General features: G+C 65.5%; 5 protein-coding genes and 1 pseudogene. 2 read left to right on the forward strand and 4 right to left on the reverse strand.

Annotated features, from left to right (window positions below):
• The 3 genes from ACE3UY_RS05265 to ACE3UY_RS05275 form a co-directional block, all read right to left on the reverse strand.
• Nucleotides 1-416 (reverse strand): hypothetical protein (locus ACE3UY_RS05265; protein WP_374686505.1); only part of this gene is annotated, 416 nt, incomplete at its 3' end.
• A gap of 58 nt (nt 417-474) precedes the next feature.
• Nucleotides 475-1,725: a trypsin-like peptidase domain-containing protein gene (locus ACE3UY_RS05270; protein ID WP_374686506.1), complete on the reverse strand. Its 1,251-nt coding sequence runs from the start codon at nt 1,723-1,725 to the stop codon at nt 475-477.
• 90 nt (nt 1,726-1,815) lie between these two features.
• On the reverse strand, nt 1,816-2,430 hold the full coding sequence (locus ACE3UY_RS05275) for a hypothetical protein (RefSeq protein WP_374686507.1): 615 nt from the start codon (nt 2,428-2,430) through the stop codon (nt 1,816-1,818).
• Between the two features lie 150 nt (nt 2,431-2,580).
• Here ACE3UY_RS05275 and ACE3UY_RS05280 point away from each other — a divergent pair, with 150 nt between their 5' ends.
• The gene (locus ACE3UY_RS05280) at nt 2,581-3,417 is read left to right on the forward strand and encodes an ABC transporter ATP-binding protein (protein WP_374686508.1); all 837 of its coding nucleotides are present in this window, start codon (nt 2,581-2,583) and stop codon (nt 3,415-3,417) included.
• Nucleotides 3,418-3,437: 20 nt separating this feature from the next.
• On the forward strand, nt 3,438-5,852 hold the full coding sequence (locus tag ACE3UY_RS05285; RefSeq protein WP_374686509.1) for an ABC transporter permease: 2,415 nt from the start codon (nt 3,438-3,440) through the stop codon (nt 5,850-5,852).
• Nucleotides 5,853-6,075: 223 nt separating this feature from the next.
• On the opposite strand, the pseudogene ACE3UY_RS05290 reads toward ACE3UY_RS05285, so the two are convergent.
• Nucleotides 6,076-7,539 (reverse strand): annotated as a pseudogene (locus ACE3UY_RS05290) (hypothetical protein); the annotation flags it as partial.

A 7,539-nucleotide genomic window follows, 5' to 3' on the forward strand; every position in this document is an offset into this window, starting at 1 on the left:
ACGATCAAGATGGCCGCCGCCACCCGCGAATCGTAGAAGCCCAACGTATTGAACGGCACGCCCAACGCCAGCGCCCAGACGACGAAGGCGAAGGTCGAGACGAATATCTGCGTCCAGGCCGGTTGCGCGCCGGGCAATTTGGTCTGGCGGTACGTCCAGAAAAAGGTGATGACGCTGAGCGCGGCCCAGATGATCCACAGGATGTTGGTGGTCATCACGTCGCCGCGCGCGCCGGGCGCGATGCCAAACAGGCCCAGCACAGCCGTCCAACCGGCGACGATGTCGCCGGGAATGTTCTTGATGACCCGATCCCAGAAACCGTCCAGTTGGGGCACGGTGGGCGCGGCGCCGGGGGTGGTGGAACCCGTGCCCTTCATGCCGGCCAGGGTGTGGGCGCTGATGATGCGACGTCCCATATGTTCACTCCTTCGTATGCGATGGATTTACTGCAATGACCTCCAGCAGAAGAAGTAGTTATTTGCGCGGCAAGTAGCGCTCGATCTTCGGCAGGATGGCGCGGATGGGGATGCCCTCGTTGAATTTATAAACTCCCTTCAGTACCCTTTGTAGATCGTTCGACGCCTTTTGCGGTGGGTGCGCGCCGCCGCTGTGATGCAGGGCAATGACCTCCCAATAGCGGTTGAGCACCGGCGAGCCGGACGAACCGGGCAGCGTGTCGGCCAGATAGTGAACGCGCGTGTCGGTCATGTTGGCCAGAACGTAGTTCTGCGTCAGCACGACCTTCTGCGGGTTGCCGTTGGGGTGCTGGATAATGTTGACCCGCTCGTGCTCAACGATGAGGCTGGGCGAGACGAGCAGGTAGCCGCGGTGGCGACCACGCCGCAATAGCTCCAGATAGCCCAGGCCCTCGTCGCCCGGCTCCATCTTGCGCTCGGCCAGCGGCTCGCCCTTGAGGCGCACCAGGGCGAAATCGAGCTCCTTGTCGGGGCTGCCCACGTAGAAGTCGGGCTGGAACTCGTAGACGCGCCCCTGGGTAACGACGCCGTCGGCGTTGGCGTGATAGTCGAAGCGCACCACGGCCGAGGTCAGTACGTCCTTCGACTTGAAGACGTGGTAGTTGGTCAGCATCAGGTCAGGGCCTATCAGGAAGCCCGTGCCGTGGGCCCGGCCGCGCGGCAACTCGATGCGGCCGACGGCCTGGGCGGTGTAGATCGCCCCGGCCAGCGCGTCGATGTCGAGAAAGTTGTCCTCGGAGTTGACGATCTGCTCCAGTTCGGTCTGGTCGCCGACGGCCGGATCGAAGGCGGGTTCGTCCGCCGGCTGGGGCGCCTGCGCCGGCGGCAGCAGCGCCGGATCGACCTGCCGCACGGCCGCGACGTTCAGACCATATTGGGCGCTGAGCCGGTCAAGAAAGGCGGTGTCGGCGACCAGCTGGTACTTGACCAGCAGTTCGGCCAGGAAGCGGGCGTCGTCCTGGGGCGTGTCGTTCTGCTCGCGGATGTAGTTGACCAACGCGCCCAGGGCGTGCAGGGCGGGCTGGCTGGGGTCGCCCGGCAACATGCCGAAAGGCTCCAGCCGGCTGATCAGCACGCCGGCCAGCACGCCGGGCGACTGGGCCAGGTCCATGCCCGGCACGAAGCGGCGCAGCCCGGCGCGATCCAGCAAGCTGAAGCGCGCCGCCGGGCCGAGTTGCAGGTCATAGATACCCTCGATCACCCTGGCCAGCTTCTGCCGGTCGTCTCGATTGAGAAATTGCTCAGCCATCGTATCCCTCCGTATGAATTAGAAATTATGAACGGTGTGACCAGACCCCCGATTCTTCGTTCATAATTCATAACTCCTAATTCATCATTTTCATGCAAGTCCGTAGCGGGCCATCATGGCGGTAATGGCCTGCTTGTTGTCCGGGGGCAGGGCGTCATCATTGGCGACGAAGGACAACAGCCGGGCGACCGCCACGTCCCCCTCGGCTGTCCGGCCGTAATTATTGAGTTGCACGAGCAGACCCGACGCCACCAGCCGCGCGCTGCCGTTGAGGTCAACGTTGACCAGCGACTCGATACCCGCCAGGGCCAGCACCGTCTTGCGGCCATCGGGCGTCTGGAACAGGGGATAGTCGGCCAGGATGGGCACAAGCTGTTGCAGGTCGGTGTAGCCGATCTTGGGGGCGGCGGGGAGCGGCGCGTCGCCCGCTTGGCCGGCCGGCGCGGGCGCGAGACCGTAGCGGCCCAAGATGTCCAGCCAGGGCAAGTCTGAGCGCCAATTGGGGCCGACTTCACCCAGTCTCGGCAGTTGGTTGCGCCGGTTGAGGTAGGAGACAAGCTCCCGCGCCTTCTCGTTCAGCGTGGAGCCGGGCAGGTTATCGAACTTCACGTCGAGGTCAAGGGCCAGGTCGGCCAACTCCAACAGGCTGAAGTTCTCGACAAGCAAGTTCCGCAACTCAACTACAAGCGCATTGGGGGCGGGCATGTCTCGCTCTCCTTCACTCCTATGCTATCGACGCGGCGAACTCCAAAGATGGCTGAATGATAACATAAAGTAGCGACACCGTTCAAATACCTAGCGCTGATGAGAAACCCCCAGAACTTGTGATTTTTCGCACAAACCTTGCTACACTGCATGGCTATGACCAGAGAGAACGGCCGGCCGGCCCCTATTGTGCAGGTGCGCGATGTAATTAAGCGCTTCGTCGTGGGCGAGAGCGAGGTGACCATCCTGAAGGGCATCTCGTTCGCGATCATGCCCGGCGAATTCGTAGCCATCGTCGGCCCGTCGGGCAACGGCAAGTCCACACTGCTGAACATGATCACCGGCATCGACCACCCCAGCGAAGGCCAGGTCATCGTCACCGGCCAATCGGTGCACACCATGAGCGAGAACGAGTTGGCCGTGTGGCGCGGCGAGCACCTGGGGATCATCTTCCAGTTTTTCCAACTGCTGCCGGCGCTGAGCCTGGTTAAAAATGTCATGCTGCCCATGGACCTGGTCAAGAAAGTGCCGCGGCGCGAACGGGCGGAGCGGGCCATGGCCCTGCTGGAGCGCGTCGGGCTGGCCGACCAGGCCCACAAACTGCCCAGCCAGGTGTCGGGCGGCCAGCAGCAGCGCGCGGCCATCGCCCGCGCGCTGGCTAACGACCCGCCGCTGCTGGTGGCCGACGAGCCGACGGGCAACCTGGACTCGACGACCTCGGAGGACGTGTTCCAGTTGTTCCTTGACCTGGTGGCCGGGGGCAAGACGATGGTCATGGTGACCCACAGTCGCACGCTGGCCGCCCGCGGCTCGCGGGTGATCGAGGTTCGCGACGGCTTGATCGCGAGCGATAGGGAACAAGGAGCGGGGGAGCAGGGGAGCGGGGGAGCAGGGGTGCAAGCGGCAAGTGGCAGGTGGCAAGGGGTAGGTAGCCAGCAGGCAGACTCCCCCCTGCTCCCCGGCTCCCCTGCCCCCCTGCGTTCATAGCTCGTCACTCGTCATTCATCATGGGCGTACTCTGGGACAAAGTCTGGTTCGACCTCTGGCACCGCAAGGCGCGGACGTTGCTGGCTGTGCTCAGCATCGCCGCGGGCGTCTTCGCCATCGGCACGATGTTCGGCCTGGCCGACCAGATGTTGGCGGGTATGAATGAGGCGCACCGCGCCGTTGACCCGTCGCATCTGAACCTCGTCCTGCGCCAGTTCATCGACCGGGAGACAGCCGAGGCGCTGACCGACATCCCCGGCGTAGTCGGCGTAGAACCGCTCAACATCGCCACCATCCGCTACAAGACCTCGCCCGACGGCGCGTGGCAGCCCGCCACGGCTGTGGCCCGCGCCGATTATGAGAACCAGAGCTACGACCGGCTCGAGTTGAAGGCGGGCGCGTGGCCCGATGGCCGGCGCGTAGCCGTAGAGCGCATCACCAGCGACTATTACGGCGTGGGGATGGGTGACGAGATCATCTTTGAAGTGGATGGCGTCGATCGCCCTTTCACCGTCGCCGGCCTCATCCGCCACCCGTTCGTGCCGCCGCCCGACTTCGGCGGCAACGCCTACTTCTTCTTCGACGAGGCGACGATGGCCCGCTTCGGCTTCCCGGAGGGGCGCTATGTCCAGTTGCTCATCCAGGTGGAACCCTACAGCGAGGCCTACGCCCGCGACCGCGCGGCGGCCATCAAGGAGCGGCTGGCTCAGCAGGGGCTGGGTGTCAACCTCATACTCTACCAGGAGCCGGAGAAGCATTGGGGCTACGATACGGTGCTGGGCATCACCGTGGTGCTCCAGATATTGGCCGTCGTCTCGCTGCTGACCAGCGTCATCATCGTCATCAACGTGACCACGGCCATCATCACCCAACAGACGGATCAGATCGGCGTCATCAAGGCGCTGGGCGGCACATCGCGCGACGTAGCCCGCGTCTATCTGGCCGGCGTGCTCATCTTTGGCGCGCTGGCGCTGCTGGTGGCCCTGCCGGCGGGCATGCTCATGGCCTTCCTGACGACGAAACAACTGTTGACGCTGTTCAACATCGACTACGACGTCTTCCGCTTCTCGACGCGGGCCGTCGTCTGGCAGGTACTGGCGGCGCTGCTGGCCCCGCTGCTGGCGGCGCTGTTGCCGGTCATGCGCGGCGCGGCCATCTCCGTGCGCGAGGCGTTGGCGAGCTACGGCTTGGGCGGCGACTTTGGCTCATCCCGGCTCGACCAGACTGTGGAGCGGCTGGCCGAGCGCCTGCTGCCATCGCCCTATACCATCGCCCTGGGCAACATGTTCCGGCGCAAGGGGCGACTGCTGCTGACCCAACTGGTGCTGACGCTGGCCGGGGCCATGTTCCTGATGGTTCTGACGTTGTCGGCCTCGATGACCAACACGCTCGATACGGAGCTTGACCGGCGGCAGTATGACATGCGCCTTTTCTTCTTCCAGGCCCACCGTTCCGATCGGATGGAGGCGCTGCTGGAGCGCTATCCGGGCGTGGTGGAGGCCGAGGCGTGGTACTCGGTCAATGGCGTGGTGCTGCGCCAGGGGGAGGAGATGGAGGACACCGGCGGCCTGGGCGCGGAGCTGTTCGGCGTGCCCAGCGGCAGCACGATGTACCAGCCGCTCATCACCGCCGGACGCTGGCTGTCGCCGGAAGACCAGGGGCGGGTGGCCGTCATCAGCCGCGACACGGCTGAGTTCAACGACCTGAGCGTCGGTGACGTGATCACCGTGAACCTGGCCGATCTGGGCCAGGCGGACTTCGAGGTGATCGGCACGTACCAGGCCATCTCGCCGGACGTTTTCTCGACCGACCCGGTCTATGCCCCGGCGGCGGCCGTCGTCGACGTGACCAAGCGCGCCAACCGGGCCAACCAGGTGCTTATCCGCGCCGAGGCGCGGGACGCGACGTCATTGCAAGCGCTGATGGCCGATCTGGATGAATATTTGACCGCCTACAACATGGAAGTCAGCCCCTTCTTCAGCCGCACCAAGCCCCAGGATCGCGAGTACGCCTTCAACACGTTCGGCATCGTCAACCAGATGTTGTTCAGCGTGGCCCTGGTGATGGGGCTTGTCGGCGGGATCGGGCTGATGGGGTCGCTGTCGATCAGCGTGGTCGAGCGCACGCGCGAGGTAGGCGTGCTGCGCTCCATCGGCGGCACGTCACCGGTGATCATGACGATGTTTATCCTGGAGGGCGTGCTGCAAGGGTTGATGAGCTGGCTGGTGGCCGTGCCGCTGTCCTACGTCATCGCCCGGCCCATGGCGTCACTGCTCGGCCGGACGATCTTTCAGACTGAACTCGATTTCGCCTACAGCTACACCGCCGTCGGCATCTGGCTGGTGGCCGTGCTGAGTATCGCCTTCCTGGCCTCCATCATCCCCGCCCACGCCGCCGGCCGTATCAGCGTCCGCGAAAGCCTGGCTTACGCTTGATGTGCGCCAGAAACGCATACAGCCCCGGCCAGGAGGGGAAACCGGGGCTGCATGCATTCTTGGCGACTTCGATTATTAGTCTATCCCCCTTATCTAAATTGAGCGTGAGCCGAAGGTGAGCAGTGGGTTAGCGCCCGTTTGGGCCTTCTCTGGCGTGTAGCACTGCGTTCTTAAGCGGCAGTGACTCGATGGATAACACGCCTCACGGGTTAAGAAACCCGTGCTACGGGCGCTCCACTTGACCGAGAATGAACACCGCGTCTGGCAGTGACCCGCTGCCGTCACTGGCTGGCAGGCGTACGCCATCGGCCGGATGGTAGACGCCGACGCCGATAGTATAAACGCCTGGCGACAGCCCACTCAGATCGATGCGGCGTGTCTCGGCCAGCGCGTCGCCCGGTTGCCACAGAGCCGGCGGTGTGAAGGCCCCACCGGGCGGGCCATCGCTCTGGGCGGCCAGCGCGCCGGCCGCGTCGTAGACGTGGACGAATGCCGCCGGCGGCGCGTCCGGCAGGCCCAACACCCGCCAGGTCAAGCCCACGTCGAGGGCGTCGCCCATCTGGGTTAGCGCCGCGGCGTCCAGGGCCAGCACGCCGCCGAAGATGGCGCGCGCCGGCCCGGTCTCGCCCACCCCCGGCCGCCAGGCCGCCGACAGGTCGGTGAACGTGCCGGCGGTCAGGTCGAAGACATAGACCGCGCTGCTGGCGACGGCGGCGCGCAAACCGTCCGGCCCGATCTCCGGGCCGAAGGTGCGCCAGCCGGGAGCGTAGCCGGAGAAAGTGACCCCGGTCGCCGGCCGGTCGGGGCCGCCGTTGAAGCGGACGAAGTCGCGGGCCTGAGCGTAAGGCGGGATGAGGATGCCGCCAACGGGCGTCCATGGGTAGGGGTTGGGGCAGCCATCGGGCCGGCCGGCGTAGGAGCTGAAGAAGAAAGGCAGGTTGACGAGGACCACCTCCTGCCCGGCCGGCGCGCCGGCCGCGGCGCGGGCCATCTCGTGGGCGATGCGGCTCGTCTCCTCATAGAAGTCAAGCTGGCAGCGCACAAAAGGCAATCCCGGCAACGTCAGCGCGACAATATAGAGCGCAGCTAGTACGCGGACTGTGTAGAAACCGAGTTTCTCAGAAGAAACTCGGTTTCTAAGCGCCAACATAGGCAACCCCCATAGCAACCCGATACCGACGGCCGGCAGATAGCTCAGCCGCGGGCTGCCATAGACGTAGGCCGGGCGCAGGAAGAGCAGCGACGGCAGCGCGCTGAGCGCCACCCACGCCAGTGCGAACGCCCACAGCCGCCCCGCCCCCGCCCGCCGGGCCAACGCGCCCAGAGCGACGATGGCGGCCAGGGCCAGCGCGACCAACGTCGGTGTGTCGCCCGCATTGAGCCGGAAGAGGGGCAGCAGCGGGTAGACGAGCGTCTGCAGAAAAGGCACGGCGTTGCGCGCGGCGTCGGCCAGATTGTTCAACCCCTGCTCGCTATTCTTGGGCACGGCCAACCACAGCAGGACGTAGAGCGCGGTCGGCACGGCGAAGGGCCACAGCCGACGCAGACGCGCCCGGACTGTGTCCGCCGGCCGCCGCAGCCAGTCCACCCCCACCAGCGCGGGCAGGATGAAGAGGCCGTTCTCGTGGGTGAGGAGGCCGAGGATGAGGAAGAGCAGGGGTGCGGGGGTGGGGGGGGGGCGGGGGGG

Source organism: Promineifilum sp. (SeqCode) (assembly GCF_041918635.1).
In the GTDB taxonomy this organism is placed as follows: Bacteria; Chloroflexota; Anaerolineae; order Promineifilales; family Promineifilaceae; genus Promineifilum.

Excerpts from the sequence above, each read along its gene's own strand:
- ACE3UY_RS05275 (WP_374686507.1), bottom strand. The coding sequence starts at position 2,430 with ATGCCCGCCCCCAATGCGCTTGTAGTTGAGTTGCGGAACTTGCTTGTC.
- ACE3UY_RS05280 (WP_374686508.1), top strand. The coding sequence starts at position 2,581 with ATGGCTATGACCAGAGAGAACGGCCGGCCGGCCCCTATTGTGCAGGTG.
- ACE3UY_RS05270 (WP_374686506.1), bottom strand. The coding sequence starts at position 1,725 with ATGGCTGAGCAATTTCTCAATCGAGACGACCGGCAGAAGCTGGCCAGG.
- ACE3UY_RS05285 (WP_374686509.1), top strand. The coding sequence starts at position 3,438 with ATGGGCGTACTCTGGGACAAAGTCTGGTTCGACCTCTGGCACCGCAAG.